The sequence below is a fragment of the Pseudomonas sp. HS6-2 genome (assembly GCF_049325675.2).
Classification (GTDB): domain Bacteria; phylum Pseudomonadota; class Gammaproteobacteria; order Pseudomonadales; family Pseudomonadaceae; genus Aquipseudomonas; species Aquipseudomonas putida_N.
Genome location: NZ_CM143906.1, coordinates 140,165 through 159,348 on the forward strand (window position 1 = coordinate 140,165; position 19,184 = coordinate 159,348).

Here is a 19,184-nt window from a genome sequence, read left to right on the forward strand (position 1 = left end):
CAAACCGGAGGAGCACGTTATACTGTAGCACTGTCGTCAATGACCCTAACGATGTGCTCCTCTGCCATGAAAACGCTTTTTGCCGGGCTTCTGCTCCTAATTCTTGCCGGATGCTCTACCGGCCTGCGCATCGACCGCAGCCACCCTTCCGCCAATCAGGACAACCGTATCCAATTCGTCGTCCTGCATTACACCAATGCTTCGCTGGAGCGTTCGCTGGCATTGCTGACCCATGGCGAGGTCAGCGCCCACTATCTGATTGGCGACGGCCCGGGCACGGTCTACCAGCTGGTCGACGAGAACCGTCGCGCCTGGCATGCCGGTGACAGCCAGTGGCAGGGGCGGACCTGGCTGAACTCCAGCTCCATCGGCATCGAGATCGTCAACCCAGGGTTCGACGATACGGCCAACGGCCGCGTCTGGTACCCCTACAGCGATGCGCAGATCCAGTCGTTGATCGCTTTGCTCAAGGACATCGTCAAGCGCAACAACATCGAGCCGCGGCACATCATCGGGCACAGCGACATCGCCCCCGCACGCAAGCTCGACCCTGGCCCGTTGTTCCCCTGGAAGCGTCTGGCGGATGCAGGCCTCGGCGTCTGGCCCGAAGCCAATGCCGTAGCGCGCCAGCAGGCCTATTTCAACGTCAACCCACCGACCATCGGTTGGTACCAGCAGGAACTGGCGCGCTTTGGCTATGCCATCGAGCAGACCGGGCAGCTCGATGTCGCCACGCGCAACGTCATCGCCGCTTTCCAGATGCACTTCCGTCCGCAGCGTTTCGACGGCATGCCGGACGCGCAGACCGCAGCCATGTTATCGGTGCTCAACCGCATGCGTTAAAGAGAGTTGCATTCGGGCGCCAAACGGCAAAGCCGATTCTCATTCCAGTTGCTATACCTTGTTAATCAACTGGATGCTGCCCATGTCTGCCCTGATTTCTGCATTGCGCCAATTTTTTTACCGCCCCTGGATGCTGGCCTCCCTGGCAGCGTTGGCCAGCGCCGCAGTATTGCTGACCGCCAGCATCGGTATTGCGCTGCAGCAGATGAAGGAAAGCGAGAGCGCGCAGATGAACGCCCAGGGCGAGCGCTTTCTCGACCGCCTTGAGCAGGTGTTCGGCCAGTTGCGCGAGGGCGTCGACGAACTGCAGGCGCAGTCGCTGCGCGGCTGCAGCCCGGCGATGATCTCGGTGTTGCAGCAGGTCGGCCTGGGTTCGCGCTTCATTTATGAAGCAGCTTATGTGGATGCCAATGTCGCCTGCTCCAACCGGGGTGGGGCCAGGGCTTTCGTGCCAACGCGCGCGCCGGATATCCAGGGCCCGACCTATAGCTACTGGCTCAATACCACCACTGAACCCAACGAAAACCTTGCTGCCTTGATGCTGGCGCGGGGCAACTTCCTGGTTTCCACCTCACGTGGGCACCTGACTGATGTGGTCGATCTGCCACCGGGTGGCAGCTTGTTGGTGGTGCTGGATAATGGCACCCGTGCAATCCCTGTGCTGGGCCCGCCCCAGGCCTGGCCGCCGACCAGTGGCTGGCCACCGCCCAGCCAAAAGGCTTTGTTCGAACTGCGCGATCGGCTGGTCTATCGCATGCCGACCAAGTCGCCGGACTACCAACTGGTGCTGATTGCACCGCGGGCCAGCCTGCCTTTACGCATGAACGGCATGCTCTGGCTGCTGTTCCCGGGCAGTGTGCTGGCGGCCTGCTGCATCGGCTGGCTGGTGCTGCAGCTGATCCTGCAGCGGCGTTCGATGAGTTCGGAACTGCAGAATGCCTTGCGCCGGGGCGAGCTGCAGGTGCTGTATCAACCGATCATCGAGCTCGACAGCCGTCGCTGCGTTGGTGCCGAGGCCCTGGTGCGCTGGCGCCGCCCGGACGGTTCGCTGACCAGCCCGGATCTGTTCATTCCACTGGCGGAAAACACCGGGCAGATCCGCCAGATCACCGATTTCGTGCTGCAACGCGTGCTTGAGCAACTGGGTCAGCTGCTGCGCTCACATCGCAATCTTTACATCTCGGTGAACCTGGCGGCCTGCGATGTGATGGTGCCGCGCATTGGCCGGGTGGCAGCGCGACTGCTGGCACTGCACCGCGTCGCTGCCAGCCAGATTGCCTTTGAAGTCACCGAGCGCGGGCTGATCGACGTGGTGGTGGCGCGGGATAATCTGCAAGCCCTGCGTGCGGTCGGGCATCAAGTGCTGATCGACGACTTCGGCACGGGCTATTGCAGCCTGGCCTACCTGCAGACCTTGCCGGTGGACTGCCTGAAGATCGACAAAGCGTTCATCGATGCCCTGGGCCACGACGCCGCCAGCAGCGGTGTGGCGCCGCATATCATTCGCATGGCCCATGACCTGCACCTGCGGGTGATTGCCGAGGGCATCGAATGCGAGGCGCAGGCGGTGCTGCTCAACAGCGAGGGGGTGAATTACGGGCAGGGCTGGTTGTTTGCCCATCCGCTCAATGCCCGGCAGTTCGCCGAGCTGGTGACCCGCGGCCGGCAACCACGGCGGGCGCGGATCGATGATGAGCCTTGAGCACGGATAAAGTCAGACTGGCAGGGCCATGTAGAACTGCGTGCCCTGTCCTGGCCGGGAAAACACGCCCATGCGCCCGCCATGCAACTGCACGATCTCCTTGCACAGTGCCAGCCCCAACCCGGCGCCGCCTTTCTTGCGCCCCACCTGTACGAACGGTTCGAAGATCCGCCCCTGCTGCCCGTAGGCAATGCCTTCACCATTGTCCTCGACACTGATGATCACCCGCTCCGCGTGCCGCCGCGCATGCAGGCGGATCCGCCCGCCACTGGCGGTATGGCGGATGGCGTTGTGCAGCAGGTTGTCCAGCACCCGGTCGAGTTGCGCCACGTCGGCCTGGATACGCGGCAGTGGTGGTTCCAGGGCCTTGATCAGCTCGATCTGCTTGTTGGCGGCCAGTTCGCTGAAGCGCGTCTGCGCCCTGTCGAGCAGTTCGTCGATGGCGCATGGGGCAAGCTCGAGCTTCTGCAGGCCGCTCTGGTAGCGCGAGAAGTTGAGCAGGTCGTTGATCAGTTGGGTCAGGCGCTGCATTTCTTCGCCGATGGTCTCCAGCAGATCGCTTTCGCGAGCCTCGGGCGGGAATTTCAAGCGCTCGCGTAGCAGGCCGAATGCCATGTGCATGCCTGTGACCGGTGTGCGTAATTCATGGGAAGCACGCAGCACGAACTCACTGCGCACACGTTCGAAGGCGCGTTGCTCGGTGACATCGTGCAAGACCATTACCGCGCCCAGAATCGGCCCTTGCGGGTGACTGACGGGGGTCAGGCTGTAGGTCAGCAGGCGAGATTCTTCATCAACCTCGATGCTCAGGTCTGCCGGTGGCCGATCCAGGCTGCCACCGCGCAGTACCTGGCGCAGCTGTTGCTCCAGCTCCGGGCGCTGCAGGGCCTCGGCCAGGCCACTGCCGACCCGGCTGTCGCTCCAGCCCAGCTGCCGCTGGGCGACCGGGTTGAGGTGCTCCAGCTGCCCTTGGCGGTCGATGATCAGCAAACCATCGTCAATGCTGTCGAGCACAGCCTGCAGACGCTGCTGGCCAGCCAGCAGTTCATCGACATTGGTTGCCTGGTGCTTGCGCAGGGCGTCGGCCATCAGCCCGAAGCGGCGGGTCAGCTGGTTCAGCTCGATGGCCTGGGTGACCGGCAAGGTGATGTCGAAATCACCCTTGCCGAGCTGGTCGGCGGCCTTGGCCAGGGCTTCGATCGGCTGGCCGAAGCGGCGGGCGATGTTGTGCGCAGTGACGAAACCAAGCACCAGCACCACCAGCCCCACCAGGCTGAGTATCCCGCTGACCAGCAGGGCGCGGTCACGGGTGTGCTCTTCGCTGCGGGTCATGAAGTCGAGGGCTTGTTTGTGCGAGTCGATCAGGTCGGTACGCACCTGGTTGAATGCTGCGCCCAGTGGTTGTTCAACGCCCATGCTGCGGGCTGGCGCCGGGCTGTCGCGGTAAGCCTGGATGAAGGCCTGGTAGTTGCTGCTGGCCTTGCTGAAGCCGGTGCGCTCACCGCCTTGCGCCAGCCCCTGGTTGAGCAGCTCCTGGAAATTGTCCTGCAGGGGGCGCAGGTTGTCCCGAGCGGTGTTTTCGTCCAGTAGCAGGGTCAGTTGTTCGCCGAGGTTCTGCCGCAGCTTCAGGCCCACTTCCAGCGCGCTGGTGGTTTCGCGCACTGACTGCTGCTGCACCGTGGCCATCTGCAGCACGCTCACCAACCCCAGCAACAAGCCCAGCAGGGCCACGGTCACCAGGGCCGAGATACTGAGGAACAGCCGCGTGCGCAGCTTCATCGGCAGCCTCACAGGTTGTACTGCTTGCGCTTGCGGTAGAGCGTGGAGGCGTCGATACCGAGGGTCTTGGCAGCCTGATCGAGAGTGTCGCTGGTAGCCAGCACGGCGCCGATGTGCGCGCGTTCCAGCTCATCCAGGCTCAAGGCTGCGCCTACCCGAGGCGCATTGCCTGCCGGTTGTTCGCCCATTCCCAGGTGGCTGATTTCCACGCGCTCCTGGGGGCAGATGATGCTGGCGCGTTCAATCACGTTGCGCAGCTCGCGGATGTTGCCCGGCCAGCGGTAGTTGAGCAGCGCGCTGCGCGCCTCTTCGCTGAAGCCACGGGCCGGGCGTGAGTATTCCTTGACGAAGCGGGCCAGGAAGCGGTCTGCCAGGGTCAGGATGTCCTCGCTGCGCTCGCGCAGCGGCGGCAGGTGCAGGGTGATGACATTCAGGCGGTACAGCAGGTCTTCGCGAAAGCGGTTCTCGCGCACCATGTCGTCAAGGTTGAGGTTGGTCGCGGCGAGAATGCGCACGTCGGCTCGTCGGGTGACCGGGTCGCCTACCCGCTCGTATTCCTTGTCCTGGATGAAGCGCAGCAGCTTGGGCTGCAAGGTCAGGGGGAAATCGCCGATTTCATCGAGGAACAGCGTGCCGCCGTCCGCCTGGTTGACGCGACCCAAGGTGCTTTCGCTGGCGCCGGTGAATGCCCCGCGGGTATGGCCGAACAATTCACTCTCCATCAGTTCGGCGTTCAGCGACGGGCAGTTGATGGTCACGCAGGCCTTGCGGGCCCGCTTGCTCCAGCCGTGGATGGCGCGGGCCAGCTCGCCCTTGCCGGTACCCGACTCGCCGAGAATGAGGATGTTGGCATCGGTGGTGGCCACCTGGCGGGCGGTTTCCAGCACGGCCATCATCGCCGGGCTGTGCGAGTCGAGGCCGTCCTTGGGTTTGCGCACTTCGCCTTCAAGGGCCTCAAGACGCGCAGAGAGCTGACGGACTTCCAACTGCTTGGCGGTGGCCAGGCGAAGCTGGTCGGGGCTGCAGGGTTTGACCAGGTAATCGGCGGCACCGGCCTGGATGGCATCGACGGCAGTGTCGATCGCCGAATGGGCGGTGACGATCACCACGCGCATCCAGGGTGCCTGAATACGCATCTGCGCCAGCACATCGAGACCGTTGTCCTCGCCCAGGCGCAGGTCGAGGAAGCACAGGTCGAACACTTGGCGCTGCAGCAAGGCCTCGGCCTGCGCAGCACTGTTGGCCGTAGCCACGCTGTAGCCTTCGTCTTCAAGGCAGTAGCGGAAGGTGCGCAGGATCGCGGACTCGTCATCCACCAGCAGAATGCGGCCTTGGTTGTCCTGGGCTGATTCCATTTCCTGCGCTCCTTCGGATAGTTCTTCAATTAGTGTGGGAAAAATCGGGCAAGTTGCACGGTCAATTGTGAAGGAATCTGTCCTTTGCATGCTAGCTAATGGCCAAGCCGTACCGTAATGCCGGATATCTCGATGATTTTCTTAGAGCTGCGCGCTGGCACATTGGTTGCGACGATTTTCTGCTTTTGCCATTTAAAGGAGGTACTCCTGTGTCCCCTACCATCCGAATGGTCGTGTTGGCGGTCACCCTACTGTCCGTTTGCACGCCTGCGTCAGCCGACCCTTTTCAGGACGCTCGCCTGGAGGGCTCGCTCCAAACCGCGTTGGCCCTCAACCAGATGCTCAACCCGTTCCGCATCAAGGTCCAGGTCGATGGCCAGCGGGCTCGCCTTTCCGGTGAAGTCGAGAACGGCGTCGAGCGTGAGCTGGCCGAGCAGGTGGCCCTGGCCACACGGGGTATCGAGCAGGTCGATAACCAGTTGCGGGTCAACGCCGAACTGGTCGAGCACCCGCTGGAGCTGCGTGCCTACGCCCAGCGGTTGGAGGATGCGACCTTGGCGGCGGTGATCCGCGCCCGATTGCTGTGGAGCAAGGCCACGCAGAAATCACCTATCGAGGTGCAAAGCGAAAACGGCGTAGTGACATTGCGTGGAAAAGTCGACAGTGCCGAGGCCAAGGAGCTGGCGGGCGTGGTGGCGCGCACCACCGACGGCGTGCACCTGGTCAACAACCTCGTCAGCATGGACTCCGCAGCCATGGCGAAGGCAAGGGAAACCCCCGTTGACGCTTCGAGCGGGCCGCAGCCGAGCGACGGCTGGGTGGTCGACAAGATTCAGACCAGCTTGCGCTTCAGCCGCAATCTGGACGGCCTGAACATCAAGGTGGCCAGCGAACAAGGCATGGTCCGGCTGACCGGTGAGGTGGTCAGCAGCGAGCAGAAGACCATCGCAGTGGATATCGCCAGCCAGATCACCGGGGTGCGGGGCGTCGACGCCGATCTGCTGAAAGTGGCGATCAAGGTCGAGGGTTGAATCGTGCAATTCGCACGACCCCAGCAGGGGCATCGTGCAGGATACGTCCTCAACGGCATTGTGCAATACGGTTAAGTGATTGATTTATAAGCATTTTATTTGAATTGCCGGGCTGGCATGCAGGCTGCAAATACTTGTTCAGGTTTGAACAGAAAAATTACAGCAGGAGAAGCCGGCATGAACCGCCAATCCGTCAACCGCTCGCTGAATGCCGCACTGCCTGTGCGCCAGTTCTTGATCCTTGGCATGGCGTTGCTGCTGACCTTGGCCGCTGGCCTCTTCTATTACAGCTGGCAGACCGCGCGCCTGGCCGATCAGGTGGCAGCGCAAACCGCGCTGCTGACGCAGATTCAGGCAAGCCGCGCCAACACTTTGGTAAAAGCCGCCGAGCCTGTAGGGCAGCGGCCTGCCGCCAATAACTCTCCGGCCACTGTGGTTAACGTCGCGCCCCAGCAGCGCTGGGTGTTCTGAGACGCTGGCCTGACCGATTTCAAAAAAGAAAGGAGAAGCATCATGCTTAGCTGGGCTGTCACTTTCCTCATCATCGCCATTGTTGCCGCTGTGCTCGGCTTCGGTGGTATCGCTGGCGCCGCTACGGGTATCGCGAAGATCCTGTTCATTGTCTTCCTGGTCCTGTTCGTAGCTTCCTTCTTCTTTGGACGTGGTCGAGGTTGAAAATGAGCAGGAAGCTATATGCAGCCCTGGCTGCCGCTGCCTTGATGTCGGGCGGTAGTGCAGCGGTGCTGGCGGCCAATGATGGCCAGGTCCGTGTCGAGCAGTTGCTCGGCTCGGACCCCGAATACCGGGAAACTTGGCAAGACACGATCAAGGGCGAGGAACGCTTGCCTGACTGGGTGATCAACCTGAGCGGCAGCGGCCAGGAGCAGATGTCCGCAGTGACCGAAGACGGCGACAAGTATCTGGTCGGCCCGTTGTGCGAGTCACCGCAGAACTGCACTTACAAGCGCCTGATCGTCGCGTTCAGTTGGGACAAGGACGACGCCTACGGGATGCTGGTGGAAGTGCCCGAAGGCTTGCCGAGTGACAAATCGCCAACCCGCCATGCGCAGTACCGCTGGCTGGGTGAGCCGGACGACGGCATGAAGGCGATGTTGCAGGAGCAACTCAAGCGTGACCCGAATTGGTACTGACCAGCGGTCGCGCGCTGTCATGTAATGGAAGCGGAACCTTTTTATCTTTCTCGCTTCTATGATGCGCCGCCCCGAGGAGGGGCAGCGCATGACCAGGGGGCCGGGCTGTTCTGATTGTTGCAGGATCGGAGTGGCCTAGGGGTACAGGGAGTACCTCCAGCATTGGGCCGGGTCAGGAAAAGGCAGAATCGGAAGCTTCAGGTCGGGTGTGTCTGACAAACACCGCAACCGGGCCTGGCTTCCGAGGCGCCATCTCCCCTTTTGCTGATTCCTTTCAGGTGCTCACCTCCAAGACACATTTTGTCTTGACCGTACATCATTTTTTTTTCGCCCGGTATGGCGGTCGCCCAAGTGGCATTTCGGCCATTCGGATTGTCGAACAGGCCGTCTTCATCCTCCCCTGCATACCGCCAAAACTGCCGAAATATGGCGGTTTGGTCTTGTTCGGATTTCCGAACGTTATAAATCAATGACTTACGTGCGGCGTATTTTGACTTAAATGCCTATGCCGAATCGGCATGGGGTATGCGTTTCCGGCATTAGATTTCAGCCTTCCCCATCGCAATAGTTGCCGCCTTTTTCGCTGGCCCGAGCGCCCTGTCGCTCGCTCGCGGTGTCCTTACACGAGGTCCCCGGACGGAAGCCAAAAGCTCCCCGTGACGTTGCCAACGGCTCTGTTACGCGCTTTTCCGGTCGGTACCCGTGACCACTAGAACAAAGGGTAAAGACATGAAGAAGGCAAAATTGAGCCTCGCCTGGCAGATCGTCATCGGTCTGCTCCTGGGCGTTGCAGTCGGCGCGCTGCTGAACCACTTCAGCGCGGAAAAGGCCTGGTGGATCAGCAACGTCCTCCAGCCCGCCGGTGACATCTTCATTCGCCTGATCAAGATGATCGTCGTCCCGATCGTGATTTCGTCGCTGATCGTGGGTATCGCCGGGGTTGGCGATGCGAAGAAACTGGGCAGCATCGGCCTGAAGACCATCCTCTACTTCGAGGTGGTGACCACCATCGCCATCGTCGTCGGCCTGGTGTTGGCCAACCTGTTCCACCCGGGCGCCGGCATCGACATGAGTACCCTGGGTACCGTCGACATCTCCAAGTACCAGGCCACCGCAGCCGAAGTGCAGCATGAGCACGCGTTCATCGAGACCCTGCTGAACCTGATCCCGTCGAATATCTTCGCAGCGCTGATGCGTGGCGAAATGCTGCCGATCATCTTCTTCTCGGTGATGTTCGGCCTCGGCCTGTCGAGCCTGCAGGCCGACCTGCGCGAGCCGCTGGTGCGGACCTTCCAGGCCGTGTCGGAAACCATGTTCAAGGTCACCCACATGATCATGAACTACGCCCCGATCGGCGTGTTCGCCCTGATCGCCGTGACCGTTGCCAACTTCGGCTTCAGCTCGCTGCTGCCGCTGGCCAAGCTGGTGCTGCTGGTGTACTTCGCCATCGCCTTCTTCGCCTTCATGGTGCTGGGCCTGGTAGCACGCCTGTTCGGCTTCTCGGTGATCAAGATCATGCGCATCATGAAAGATGAGCTGATCCTCGCCTACTCCACTTCCAGCTCCGAGACCGTGCTGCCGCGCGTGATCGAGAAGATGGAAAAGTACGGTGCGCCGAAGTCGATTTGCTCGTTCGTGGTGCCGACCGGTTACTCGTTCAACCTCGACGGTTCGACCCTGTACCAGAGCATCGCGGCCATCTTCATCGCCCAGCTCTACGGCATCGACCTGTCCTGGAGCCAGCAGCTGCTGCTGGTGCTGACCCTGATGGTCACCTCCAAAGGCATCGCCGGCGTGCCGGGCGTGTCCTTCGTGGTGCTGCTGGCGACCCTGGGCAGTGTGGGCATCCCGCTGGAAGGCCTGGCCTTCATCGCCGGTGTCGACCGCATCATGGACATGGCGCGTACTGCCCTGAACGTGATCGGCAACGCCCTGGCGGCCCTGGTGATCGCGCGTTGGGAAGGCATGTACGACGCCGCCAAGGGCGAGCAGTACTACGCCTCGCTGATGGCGGACAAGCAGGAAGCTGCCTTGGTTGGCGAAGCCGCCAAACGCTGAGCCTGAACGGCTGAACCAGAAAGCCCCGACTTGTCGGGGCTTTTTGTTGTTTGTGGGATGGCCCAGGCTTTTAGCGGCTTCTACAGGGATGTCGGTCGCCAGTGACGGGCCCCGATACGCTATCATTCGGGCATTTCTCAGGGGGAACACGCGGATGCTCAACGGCCTTTGGCTCGGCTTTTTCCTGGTGGCGGCCGTCTCCGCCCTGGCCCAATGGCTGATCGGTGGCAATGCCGGCATCTTCGCCGCGATGGTCGAGAGCATCTTCGCAATGGCCAAGCTGTCGGTGGAGGTCATGGTCCTGCTGTTCGGCACCCTGACCCTGTGGCTGGGGTTCCTCAAGATCGCCGAAAAAGCCGGCATCGTCGAATGGCTGGCCAAGGTGCTCGGGCCGCTGTTCGCCCGCCTGATGCCGGAAGTACCGCCCGGCCACCCGGCGCTGGGCCTGATCACCATGAACTTCGCCGCCAATGGCCTGGGCCTGGACAACGCCGCCACGCCGATCGGCCTCAAGGCCATGCGCGCGCTGCAGGAGCTCAACCCCAGCAGCACCACGGCCAGCAACGCGCAGATCCTGTTCCTGGTGCTCAACGCCTCGTCGCTGACGCTGTTGCCGGTGACCATCTTCATGTACCGCGCCCAGCAGGGCGCCACCGACCCCACCCTGGTGTTCCTGCCGATCCTGCTGGCGACCAGTGCCTCGACCCTGGTCGGCCTGCTGTCGGTGGCAGTGATGCAGCGCCTGCGCCTGTGGGACCCGGTGGTGCTCGCCTATCTGATCCCCGGTGCACTGCTGCTGGGCGGCTTCATGGCTTTCCTGGGCACCTTGTCGGCCGCAGCGTTGGCCAGCCTGTCGTCGATCCTTGGCAACCTGACGTTGTTCGGGGTGATCATCCTGTTTCTGGTGATTGGCGCTTTGAAGCGGGTGCAGGTGTACGAAACCTTCGTCGAAGGTGCCAAGGAAGGTTTCGATGTGGCCAAGAGCCTGCTGCCCTACCTGGTGGCAATGCTGGTCGCGGTGGGCGTGCTGCGCGCTTCTGGCGCACTCGAACTGGCTTTGGACGGAATCCGCCACATGGTCAACTGGATGGGCCTGGACACCCGCTTCGTCGAGGGCCTGCCCACCGCGTTGGTCAAGCCATTCTCTGGCAGCGCGGCGCGGGCCATGTTGATCGAAACCATGCAGACCCACGGCGTCGACAGCTTCCCTGCCTTGGTGGCCGCGACCATTCAGGGCAGCACCGAAACCACCTTCTACGTGGTGGCGGTGTATTTCGGCGCAGTCGGCATCCAGCGGGTGCGCCATGCTGTCGGCTGTGCCTTGCTGGCCGAGCTGTCCGGTGTAATCGCCGCCATCTGCGTCTGCTACTGGTTCTTCGCCTGAGCCTGGCCGCTTTGCGCCACGGTCCAGTTCACCACCTGCCCGACCAGCTGATCGCTGGCCGCGCCAAAGCCGGCGACCACGGCTGACACCTGGGTATCAGCCAGTGGCTGGCGCACTTCGAAGCGCTTGCTGCTGAGGATGCGCTGGCTGCGGCCTTGCACCAGGCGTGCGTCGTAGCGGATCACCACTTCCACCTTGCCCCCCGGCAGATACTCGCTCTGGAACGCCTGCAGCTCGCCGCTCAGTTCGTAGTCGGCCTGCAGGTTGCTGTCGTCAGCGCTCAGCCGCTGCACTCGGCCGTCCCGCTGGAAACCATCGAGCAGACGGTTACGCACCAGCAACGGCACAGGGTCGCTCCAACGGGCGCCCTTGTAGCTGCTGATCACATTGCCTTGGGGAATCACGGCGATACGTGGCCCGCTCAGCACTTCGCTGGCCAGCGGCTTGTTCAGGCGCAACGACCAGTCGATCGGGCTGGCGATATGGCTAGTTTGGTTGACTGGCAGGCGGTAGGTATCCACCGGCTCGCTCTTCGGCAGGATCGAGCAGGCGCTGGCCAGGCTCAGGGTGGCTGCCAGGGCCAGCAGGCGCAGCGATGGGGTCATGGCTGGAACTCCTTGTTGTTGTCACGGCCCAGCAGGTAGCCGCTCGGGTCGGCCTCCAGGCGCCGGGAAATGCCCTTGAGCGAGTTCAGGGTTTCGCGCAGCTCGCGGATGGCCGGGGTCAGCTGGTTGAGCCCCTGGGCGCCATCGTCGATGGACTGGCGGTTGTCCTGCAGCAGGCTGTTGAGGGTCGCGGCGCTTTCGGCCAGCGACTGCATGGCCTGCTCGGCGCTGCCGATGGCCTGTTTGCCCTGGGTGCCGAGCAGGCCGTTGGCGTTGCGTATCAGCGCTTGGGTTTCAGCCAGGGTGGCGTTGGCCTGCTTGCCGACCTGGGCCAGCTGGGCGATCGCCTGGCTGACACCGCCGTTCTGGTTGGCGAATGCGCCAGTGGTCTGGTCTAGGTTGGCCAGGGTATTGCTCAGGTGCTCGATGTTGCTGTCCGAGAACATCTGCGTGGCGTTGTGCAGCAGCAGGTTGATGTTGGTCACCAGATCGCTGCTGTCGTTGAGCAGGCGGGAGATCGGCGACGGCGAGGCGACTATCACTGGCAGCTTGCCGTCCTTGCCCTTGAGCTCCGGGCTCTGCGGCGTGCCGCCGGTGAGCTGGATGAACGAGTTGCCGGTGACCCCGGCCAGGGTCAGCTTGGCCTGGGTGTCTTCCTTGACTGGGGTGTCACCGCTCAGGCGCACACGGGCCAGTACCCGGCGCGGGTCCTTCGGGTCCAGGCGCAGGCTGGTGACATCGCCGACCTTGATGCCGTTGTATTGCACCGGGCTGCCACGGGACAGGCCCGAGACCGCTTCGTTGAAGATCACTTCGTAATCCTTGAAGGCGTCGTCGACGCTGGACTTGGTCAGCCACAGGCCGAACAGCATGGCGCCGGTCACCACCAGGACGGTGACCAGGCCAATCAGGACGTGATGAGCTCGGGTTTCCATTGTTCAGCGCTCCTGCCCGGCGCTGGCGGCGGCGTGTTCGGCTGCGCGCCCGCGTGGGCCGTGAAAGTATTCGTGGATCCAGGGGTCGTTGGTCTGCTCGACCTCAGCCAGGGGGCCGGCGACCAGGACCTTCTTCTGTGACAACACGGCGACGCGATCGGTGATGGTGTAGAGGGTGTCGAGATCGTGAGTGATCAGGAACACGCTCAGGCCGAGGGCATCGCGCAGGGTCAGGATCAACTGGTCGAATGCGGCGGCACCGATCGGGTCGAGACCCGCAGTGGGTTCGTCGAGGAACAGGATGTCCGGGTCCAGCGCCAGGGCACGGGCCAGGGCTGCGCGCTTGATCATGCCGCCGGAGAGCGAGGCTGGGTACTTGTCGGCGGCGGAGATGGGCAGGCCGGCCAAGGCCAGCTTGACCCCGGCCAGGTGCTCGGCATCGGCGCGCGACAGGCCGGCATGCTCGATCAGCGGCAGGGCGACGTTTTCAGTGACGGTCAACGACGAGAACAGCGCGCCTTTCTGGAACAGTACGCCAAAGCGGCGCTCGACCAGCGAACGTTGTTCCTCACGCATCCCGGCCAGGTCTTCGCCGAATACCTTGACCTGCCCTTCGTTGGGGCGTCGCAGGCCGATGATGCTACGCAGCAGCACCGACTTGCCGCTCCCCGAGCCACCGACCACCGCGAGGATTTCGCCGCGGTACACGGCCAGGTCGAGGCCTTGGTGTACCACCTGGCTGCCGAAGCGATTGCAGATACCCCGCGCCTCGATCACTGCTTCCCGGCCACTCACCAGCCCATCTCCATGCAGAACAGTGCCGCCACCGCATCCAGCACGATGACCACGAAAATCGATTGCACCACGCTGGAGGTGGTGTGGGCACCGACCGATTCGGCGCTGCCGCTGACCTTGAAGCCTTCGAGGCAGCCGATGGCTGCGATCAGGAAGGCGAAGACCGGTGCCTTGGCCAGGCCGACCAGGAAGTGCTGCACGCCGATGTCGCTTTGCAGCAGCGACAGGAACATGGCCGGCGAGATACCCAGTGACAGGGCGCAGACCACCGCACCCCCGACGATGCCGCAGATCATCGCGACGAAGGTCAGCAACGGCAGCGAGATCAGCAGCGCCAGTACTCGCGGCACCACCAGCAGTTCGATCGGGTTGAGGCCCAGGGTGCGGATGGCGTCGATCTCTTCATTGGCCTTCATCGAGCCGATCTGTGCGGTGAAGGCACTGGCGGTGCGCCCGGCCATGAGAATGGCGGTCAGCAGCACGGCGAATTCGCGCAGGAACGAGAAGGCTACCAGGTCGACGGTGAACACCGTTGCACCAAAATTGGCCAGCACCGTGGCACCGAGGAAGGCCACCACGGCGCCCACCAGGAAGGTCAGCAAGGCGATGATGGGGGCGGCATCCAGCCCGGTCTGCTCGATGTGCGCGATCACCGGGGTGACGCGCCAGCGGTGTGGCTGCAGCAAGCGGCGCAGCAGGGTCTCGATGATCAGGCCGAGGAAGCCGAGCAGCTGCATGGTGTCCTGCCACAGCGTGCCGACCGCACAACCGATGCGCTCCAGCAGCACCAGCAACACGTTGCGCTCGGGCCCCTTGATCGGGATGCAGTAGTCCTGCACCGAGCAGTAGACATTCTTGAGCAGCGCGCGGCTAGCTTCAGGCAGGCCGTTGGTGCAGTGCGAGAGGCGCTCGGAGCCGAGCAGCTCGGCCAACAGCGAGGCTCCGGCGGTGTCCAGGCGGCCCAGCTGGCTGAGGTCGACGGCGGTATCGGCGCCGTACTGCGTGCGCAGGCGTTCGCTGTCGCGCCTGAGGCTGGCGTAGTGGGCCAGGGTCCAGTCACCGGCAATCCGCAGGCAGGCCGGCTGGCAGCTGGTGTCCAGTGTGGCGCTGGGGGTGGTCATAGGCTCCATGCATCCGGCTGGGCTAGAGGCTGATCATAGCGCAGCGGGCATGGAGCGGTTTGTTGAATATGTGCTGTCCTTCGCCACTGTCACGGCGCGGGCGCGTCGTCCACCACCTTGAAGCGCAGCACACCGATCACTTGGCCATCCTCGGTCAGCACCCGGACTTGCCATTTGCCCACCGGGTTGGGCGGGAAGTTCTGCTTGTGGGTCCAGGCACGATAGCCTTCCTTGCGCCCGCCGTGGATGTCCAGGGCAATGCGATCGACCTCCTGGCCGTCTTTCTGCCACACGTGGTAGATGCGCTCGTCCAGGCCCCGTGGTGCATTGATCGCGGTGTAGGCGTACAGGCCATTGCTGCGAATGCGGCTCGCGGCAATCTCCTCCAGCGATTCGCCGGGCTGGCGATTCAGTACTTCGGTGCTCACCGCCACGTCTGTCATCCACAGCGTTGCCGGCGGCACCCACGAACGCAGCAACCAGCCACTACCGCCCACCGCCAGGGTCACCAGCACCAGTGCCACGCCGCGGCGCCAGGTGGTGACCGGGAAGCTGCTGAGCAGGCTCGGGAACGACAGCAACATGGCGGCAATCAACGCCAGCTTGAAACTTTGTGCGGTGGTCAGGTGCAGGATGATCGGCAGTGCAGTGAGCAGCGCGGCGAACAGGGTCAGGGTGTGCATCGCAAGGAACAGCCAGCGCCGTGGCGCCAGCCATTTGTAGTACAGCGGGTCGATGATCGAGATGAGCCCGGCGGCGCCAAGCAGGCCGGTGAACACCAGCTGACCGCTGTTCCAGGTGGTGGTGATGAAGAAGAACGGCAAGACGAAGAACAGGCTTTCCTGGTGGATCATCTGCGTCGCATAGCGCAGCAGCGGCTGCGGAATTTCGCGCTTGAAGGTGCGCGCGAACAGGCCGGTCAAGGTGTTTTCCAGCATCAGCCAGACCCAGCTGACCAGCATGATGATGGCGATCCAGCTGGCCAGGCTAGCCTGGCGGTCGACCAGGATGAAGCTGCCGATACCGGAGAGGAAACCACCGAGTGCGATGACGCCGGGGTAGCGTTTGAGCAGCTCGATGACGCGCTGGACGAAGTGGGGTATTGGGGGCATGGGTCTACAACGGAAGTATTGGGTGGCTGTGCCGGCCCTTTCGCGGGGCAAGCCCGCAACTACAGGAAATCACGTTTCCCTAGGAGCGGGCTTGCCCCGCGAAAGGGCCGGTACTGGCAAAAGGATACCGCCGATTCACTACTGCCGTGTAGCACCACTCGGTCGTTCCGGTTTGTGCCGTCGCCAGCGCAGCAGCCCCAGCGCCAGTATCAGCCCCAGCAGCAAGGCAACCAGGCCATAAAGCTCGTCAGACCCCAGGAACGGCTTTTCGATGCGCAGGTAACCCTGATCCTTGAGCAATTCCTTCAAGGCCGCGTTGGCCTCTTCCAGCGTCACCTGGCGCAACTTGCGCGCCGGGTCGGCAAAGCGGCCGTGGGTGTAGTCGTTCAGCGCCCCCCAGTAATAATCGGCCAGCGCACTGTTGCCTTGGGTGCTCCAGCTTTCCTTGGCCACGGCGGCATCCTTGATGCGGGCGAAGGTATCCGGGTCGAGGCCGTCCTTGCGCAAATGATCGAACAGTTGCTGCATCAGCTTTACGGCTTGGTCGATATCATCGCGCTCAAGGTCGGCATTGAGGGTGAGCATGCCGCTGTCGCCAAAGCTTTCGCGCTGTACCGATGGTCCATACGACAGGCCGTTGCGCAGGCGCAGCTGGTCGTATACGGCCCAGTCGAGGTAGCGCGACAGCAGGTCCAGGGTCTGCTGATGGTCACTGTCCAGCACCGGCTCGATGAACAGCCAGTGCAACTTGACGCTGTCGCCCAGCAGGCCGCGGGTCAGGTCGCGGCGCTGTTCTGCTTGTTGGCTGATACTTTCGAGGGTGCGCCGCTCTTCTGGCTCGGTAGCAGGCAATTCGCCGAAGGTGCGCTCCAGATAGGCCGGCAAAAGGCGATCCAGGCCGCCCACCACGATCAGGGTCATGTTATTGGCGGCGTACCAGTGATCCCGCAGGGTTTTCACCTGCTCCAGGGTCATGTCCGCGACGTTGGAGCGCTCAGGGCATTTCAGGCCCAGTTCGGTTGCCAGCTGGTCGCTGGCCGGGTGGCCGATGTCCTGGCGGTCGAGCCAGCGCTGCAGGTGGCCATAGTGGCCGCCATCCTCGCGCTCGATGATGCGCTTGGCCGTGGCCAAGGCCTTGGCGTCGATGCGTGTGTCGCGGACGATTGCCAGCAACAGGTCGAGCACCTTGCGCTGGTTGCGTGCCGGCGCCTCGATGACGAAGGTGGTGTCGGCGCTGCTGGTGAAGGCGTTCCACTCGCCCCCGAGGCTCTGCAGGCGTTCTTCCAGGCCGCCTTCGCCGGTCTCGTCGATCCCGGTGAACAGCAGGTGTTCGAGCAGGTGCGGCAACTCCTTCTGCTCGCAGTCGAAGTCATCCAGGCCAACGCCCACCACCAGGCGGATGGCCACATGGTCGCGCTCATAACCGGACTTCAGGATCACCTGCAGCCCGTTGGGCAACAGGTAACCTTCGACCCGCGAGCGATCGAGGGCAAATGAGGGCAGGCTGCAGATCAGCAGGCAAACGAACATCAGGCAACGCATGGGCGAGCGACGGTCTCCAGGTGTGCGAGATCAGGACAGGTGGGCATCTTCCGGGACGCTGTCGAGCAGCAGCCCGCCAGTGTCCGAGCCACCCAGTACCACATAGGCACTGCTGCAGAACAAAGAGTTCAACCGCTTCATGTCGGCGATCAGCTCCAAGTGTAGCGAACTCGTCTCGATACTTTGCACCACCTTACGCTGCAAACGGCTGACATGGGCATGCGCCAGGCGCCGTTCCTGGGCGCGGAAGCGACGCTTTTCGCGCAGCAGCAGACGCGCGCTTTCCGGATCGGCGCTGAGGAATACCGACAACCCCAGGCGCAGGTTGGCCAGCAGCTGCTCCTGCAGCCCGGTGAGTTCTTCCAGGCCGACCTGGGAAAACTCCCGGCGTTGGCTGGTTTTCTGCTGTTGTACCTTGCGCAGCATGCGTTCGATGAGGTCGCAGGCCAGCTTCAGGTTGATCGCCAGCTCGATGATTTCAGCCCAGCGCCGGTTGTCCTGGTCGCTGAGGTCTTCCCGTGGGATCTGCGCCAGGTACAGCTTGATCGCGCTGTACAACGCTTCGGCATCCTCGCTCAAGGCCCGCACTTGCTGGGGCATGGCGGTGTGGGTACCACGCAGGGCGCCGAGCATGGCCTCCAGCAGGCTGTCGACGATATCGCCCAGGCGCAGGGTTTCGCGGGCGGCATTGGCCAGGGCCAGGCTGGGCGTGGCCAATGCCGAGGCATCGAGATGGCGCGGGCGTATCTGGCCATTGCTGGTCTCGCGTTCGGGCAACAGCGCATTGCACAGGCGGCCCATGGGTTTGACTGTCGGCAACATGATCAGGCAGCGCAGGGTGTTGTAGAGCAGATGGAAGCCGATCACCAGCTCCTGCGGGCTGAAGCTCAGGCTGTCCATCCACTCCACCAGTGGGTGCAGCACAGGGATGATCAGCACCAGGCCGATCAGCTTGTACAGCAGGCTGCCCAGGGCCACGCGGCGACCTGCGGCGTTCTGCATGCTGGTGCTGATGAAGGCCAGCAGGCCGCTACCGATGTTGGCACCAACCACCAGGCCGATGGCCACCGGCAGGCTGATCACTTCGGCGCCGGCCAGGGTAGCGGTGAGCAGCACGGCTGCCAGGCTGGAATACGAAACCATGGCGAACAGCGCACCGACCAGAGCATCGAGCATGATGTCGCCGGTCAAGGACGCGAACAGCACCTTCACGCCTTGTGCGTGGGTGATTGGCGCTGCCGCCTGCACGATCAGCTGCAGGGCCAGGATGATCAGGCCGAGGCCGATCCCCACGCGGCCCAACTGGCCGGCACGGGTCTGTTTGCGCGAGAGGAAGAAGATAACCCCGAGGAACACCAGCAGTGGCGATAGCCACGACAGGTCGAAGGTCAGCACCCTGGCCATCAGCGCAGTACCCACGTCGGCACCGAGCATGATCGCCAGCGCCGGGGTCATGGCCATCAGGCCCTGGCCGACGAAGGAGGTGACCAGCATGGCGGTGGCGTTGCTGCTTTGCACCACGGCAGTCACTACGATGCCGGCGATGAACGCCAGTGGCCGGCGGTTCATGTTCTGGCTGAGCACGCGGCGCAAGTTGGAACCGAATACCCTGAGGATGCCGGTACGGACGATATGTGTGCCCCACACCAGCAAGGCCACGGCGGAAAGCAGGTCGAGCAGGGTCAGCATGGTCGAGCCCCCCTTTGTTCTAGGGCTCCAGCAGCGGAGCCAAATTGTGTGAAGCCGTAAGCCTGGCCCGGGGGTGGGTATT

General features: G+C 63.1%; 17 protein-coding genes. 8 read left to right on the top strand and 9 right to left on the bottom strand.

Going from position 1 to position 19,184, the window contains the following annotated elements; all coding sequences use genetic code 11:
* Nucleotides 1–51: 51 nt before the first annotated feature.
* Both ACOKS3_RS00670 and ACOKS3_RS00675 read left to right on the top strand, forming a co-directional pair.
* Entirely contained in the window at nucleotides 52–843 is a 792-nt protein-coding gene (locus ACOKS3_RS00670) for an N-acetylmuramoyl-L-alanine amidase (protein WP_422764314.1), read from the top strand.
* Between the two features lie 82 nt (nucleotides 844–925).
* Nucleotides 926–2,545 (top strand): EAL domain-containing protein, encoded by a 1,620-nt coding sequence (locus ACOKS3_RS00675; protein ID WP_159412628.1) that lies wholly within the window; start codon nucleotides 926–928, stop codon nucleotides 2,543–2,545.
* 12 nt (nucleotides 2,546–2,557) lie between these two features.
* Here ACOKS3_RS00675 and ACOKS3_RS00680 read toward each other — a convergent pair whose 3' ends face one another.
* On the bottom strand, nucleotides 2,558–4,324 hold the full coding sequence (locus ACOKS3_RS00680; RefSeq protein WP_422764313.1) for a KinB sensor domain-containing domain: 1,767 nt from the start codon (nucleotides 4,322–4,324) through the stop codon (nucleotides 2,558–2,560).
* Nucleotides 4,325–4,332: 8 nt separating this feature from the next.
* Nucleotides 4,333–5,679, bottom strand: a complete 1,347-nt coding sequence (algB, locus tag ACOKS3_RS00685; protein ID WP_103448318.1) for a sigma-54-dependent response regulator transcription factor AlgB — start codon at nucleotides 5,677–5,679, stop codon at nucleotides 4,333–4,335.
* Between the two features lie 227 nt (nucleotides 5,680–5,906).
* Between algB and ACOKS3_RS00690 the strand changes: the two genes are divergently transcribed.
* From ACOKS3_RS00690 to ACOKS3_RS00715, 6 genes are all read left to right on the top strand, one after another.
* Nucleotides 5,907–6,710, top strand: coding sequence for a BON domain-containing protein (locus ACOKS3_RS00690; protein ID WP_422764334.1), 804 nt, complete (start codon nucleotides 5,907–5,909; stop codon nucleotides 6,708–6,710).
* A gap of 177 nt (nucleotides 6,711–6,887) precedes the next feature.
* Nucleotides 6,888–7,181: a hypothetical protein gene (locus tag ACOKS3_RS00695; protein WP_422764312.1), complete on the top strand. Its 294-nt coding sequence runs from the start codon at nucleotides 6,888–6,890 to the stop codon at nucleotides 7,179–7,181.
* A gap of 42 nt (nucleotides 7,182–7,223) precedes the next feature.
* The gene (locus ACOKS3_RS00700; RefSeq protein ID WP_103448315.1) at nucleotides 7,224–7,385 is read left to right on the top strand and encodes a DUF1328 domain-containing protein; all 162 of its coding nucleotides are present in this window, start codon (nucleotides 7,224–7,226) and stop codon (nucleotides 7,383–7,385) included.
* A 2-nt stretch (nucleotides 7,386–7,387) separates the two neighbouring features.
* On the top strand, nucleotides 7,388–7,861 hold the full coding sequence (locus tag ACOKS3_RS00705; protein WP_103448314.1) for an inhibitor of vertebrate lysozyme family protein: 474 nt from the start codon (nucleotides 7,388–7,390) through the stop codon (nucleotides 7,859–7,861).
* Nucleotides 7,862–8,590: 729 nt separating this feature from the next.
* On the top strand, nucleotides 8,591–9,919 hold the full coding sequence (gene gltP / locus ACOKS3_RS00710) for a glutamate/aspartate:proton symporter GltP (protein ID WP_103448313.1): 1,329 nt from the start codon (nucleotides 8,591–8,593) through the stop codon (nucleotides 9,917–9,919).
* 154 nt (nucleotides 9,920–10,073) lie between these two features.
* Nucleotides 10,074–11,303, top strand: coding sequence for a nucleoside recognition domain-containing protein (locus ACOKS3_RS00715; RefSeq protein ID WP_103448312.1), 1,230 nt, complete (start codon nucleotides 10,074–10,076; stop codon nucleotides 11,301–11,303).
* On the opposite strand, the gene ACOKS3_RS00720 is transcribed toward ACOKS3_RS00715, so the two are convergent.
* The 7 genes from ACOKS3_RS00720 to ACOKS3_RS00750 form a co-directional block, all read right to left on the bottom strand.
* Complete coding sequence (locus ACOKS3_RS00720) at nucleotides 11,285–11,908, bottom strand: ABC-type transport auxiliary lipoprotein family protein (protein ID WP_103448311.1); 624 nt, start codon at nucleotides 11,906–11,908, stop codon at nucleotides 11,285–11,287. The genes ACOKS3_RS00715 and ACOKS3_RS00720 overlap by 19 nt on opposite strands.
* Nucleotides 11,905–12,843: an MlaD family protein gene (locus tag ACOKS3_RS00725; protein ID WP_103448310.1), complete on the bottom strand. Its 939-nt coding sequence runs from the start codon at nucleotides 12,841–12,843 to the stop codon at nucleotides 11,905–11,907. The genes ACOKS3_RS00720 and ACOKS3_RS00725 overlap by 4 nt, the downstream gene beginning before the upstream one ends.
* A gap of 3 nt (nucleotides 12,844–12,846) precedes the next feature.
* Nucleotides 12,847–13,638 (bottom strand): ABC transporter ATP-binding protein, encoded by a 792-nt coding sequence (locus tag ACOKS3_RS00730; protein WP_422764311.1) that lies wholly within the window; start codon nucleotides 13,636–13,638, stop codon nucleotides 12,847–12,849.
* On the bottom strand, nucleotides 13,635–14,768 hold the full coding sequence (locus tag ACOKS3_RS00735) for an ABC transporter permease (protein ID WP_103448308.1): 1,134 nt from the start codon (nucleotides 14,766–14,768) through the stop codon (nucleotides 13,635–13,637). The genes ACOKS3_RS00730 and ACOKS3_RS00735 overlap by 4 nt, the downstream gene beginning before the upstream one ends.
* Before the next feature lie 80 nt (nucleotides 14,769–14,848).
* Nucleotides 14,849–15,871: a DUF5924 family protein gene (locus ACOKS3_RS00740; protein ID WP_422764310.1), complete on the bottom strand. Its 1,023-nt coding sequence runs from the start codon at nucleotides 15,869–15,871 to the stop codon at nucleotides 14,849–14,851.
* A 138-nt stretch (nucleotides 15,872–16,009) separates the two neighbouring features.
* Entirely contained in the window at nucleotides 16,010–17,413 is a 1,404-nt protein-coding gene (locus ACOKS3_RS00745) for a M16 family metallopeptidase (protein ID WP_103448306.1), read from the bottom strand.
* A 30-nt stretch (nucleotides 17,414–17,443) separates the two neighbouring features.
* A complete protein-coding gene (locus ACOKS3_RS00750; RefSeq protein WP_103448305.1) occupies nucleotides 17,444–19,102 on the bottom strand; it encodes a Na/Pi cotransporter family protein in 1,659 nt (552 codons plus the stop codon).
* Nucleotides 19,103–19,184: the final 82 nt, after the last annotated feature.

Coding starts and splice junctions, on each gene's coding strand:
- ACOKS3_RS00680 (WP_422764313.1), bottom strand. CDS start 4,324: ATGAAGCTGCGCACGCGGCTGTTCCTCAGTATCTCGGCCCTGGTGACC.
- ACOKS3_RS00675 (WP_159412628.1), top strand. CDS start 926: ATGTCTGCCCTGATTTCTGCATTGCGCCAATTTTTTTACCGCCCCTGG.
- ACOKS3_RS00720 (WP_103448311.1), bottom strand. CDS start 11,908: ATGACCCCATCGCTGCGCCTGCTGGCCCTGGCAGCCACCCTGAGCCTG.
- ACOKS3_RS00700 (WP_103448315.1), top strand. CDS start 7,224: ATGCTTAGCTGGGCTGTCACTTTCCTCATCATCGCCATTGTTGCCGCT.
- ACOKS3_RS00715 (WP_103448312.1), top strand. CDS start 10,074: ATGCTCAACGGCCTTTGGCTCGGCTTTTTCCTGGTGGCGGCCGTCTCC.
- gltP (WP_103448313.1), top strand. CDS start 8,591: ATGAAGAAGGCAAAATTGAGCCTCGCCTGGCAGATCGTCATCGGTCTG.
- ACOKS3_RS00735 (WP_103448308.1), bottom strand. CDS start 14,768: ATGGAGCCTATGACCACCCCCAGCGCCACACTGGACACCAGCTGCCAG.
- ACOKS3_RS00695 (WP_422764312.1), top strand. CDS start 6,888: ATGAACCGCCAATCCGTCAACCGCTCGCTGAATGCCGCACTGCCTGTG.
- ACOKS3_RS00740 (WP_422764310.1), bottom strand. CDS start 15,871: ATGCCCCCAATACCCCACTTCGTCCAGCGCGTCATCGAGCTGCTCAAA.
- ACOKS3_RS00690 (WP_422764334.1), top strand. CDS start 5,907: ATGGTCGTGTTGGCGGTCACCCTACTGTCCGTTTGCACGCCTGCGTCA.
- ACOKS3_RS00745 (WP_103448306.1), bottom strand. CDS start 17,413: ATGCGTTGCCTGATGTTCGTTTGCCTGCTGATCTGCAGCCTGCCCTCA.
- ACOKS3_RS00670 (WP_422764314.1), top strand. CDS start 52: ATGTGCTCCTCTGCCATGAAAACGCTTTTTGCCGGGCTTCTGCTCCTA.
- algB (WP_103448318.1), bottom strand. CDS start 5,679: ATGGAATCAGCCCAGGACAACCAAGGCCGCATTCTGCTGGTGGATGAC.
- ACOKS3_RS00705 (WP_103448314.1), top strand. CDS start 7,388: ATGAGCAGGAAGCTATATGCAGCCCTGGCTGCCGCTGCCTTGATGTCG.
- ACOKS3_RS00725 (WP_103448310.1), bottom strand. CDS start 12,843: ATGGAAACCCGAGCTCATCACGTCCTGATTGGCCTGGTCACCGTCCTG.
- ACOKS3_RS00750 (WP_103448305.1), bottom strand. CDS start 19,102: ATGCTGACCCTGCTCGACCTGCTTTCCGCCGTGGCCTTGCTGGTGTGG.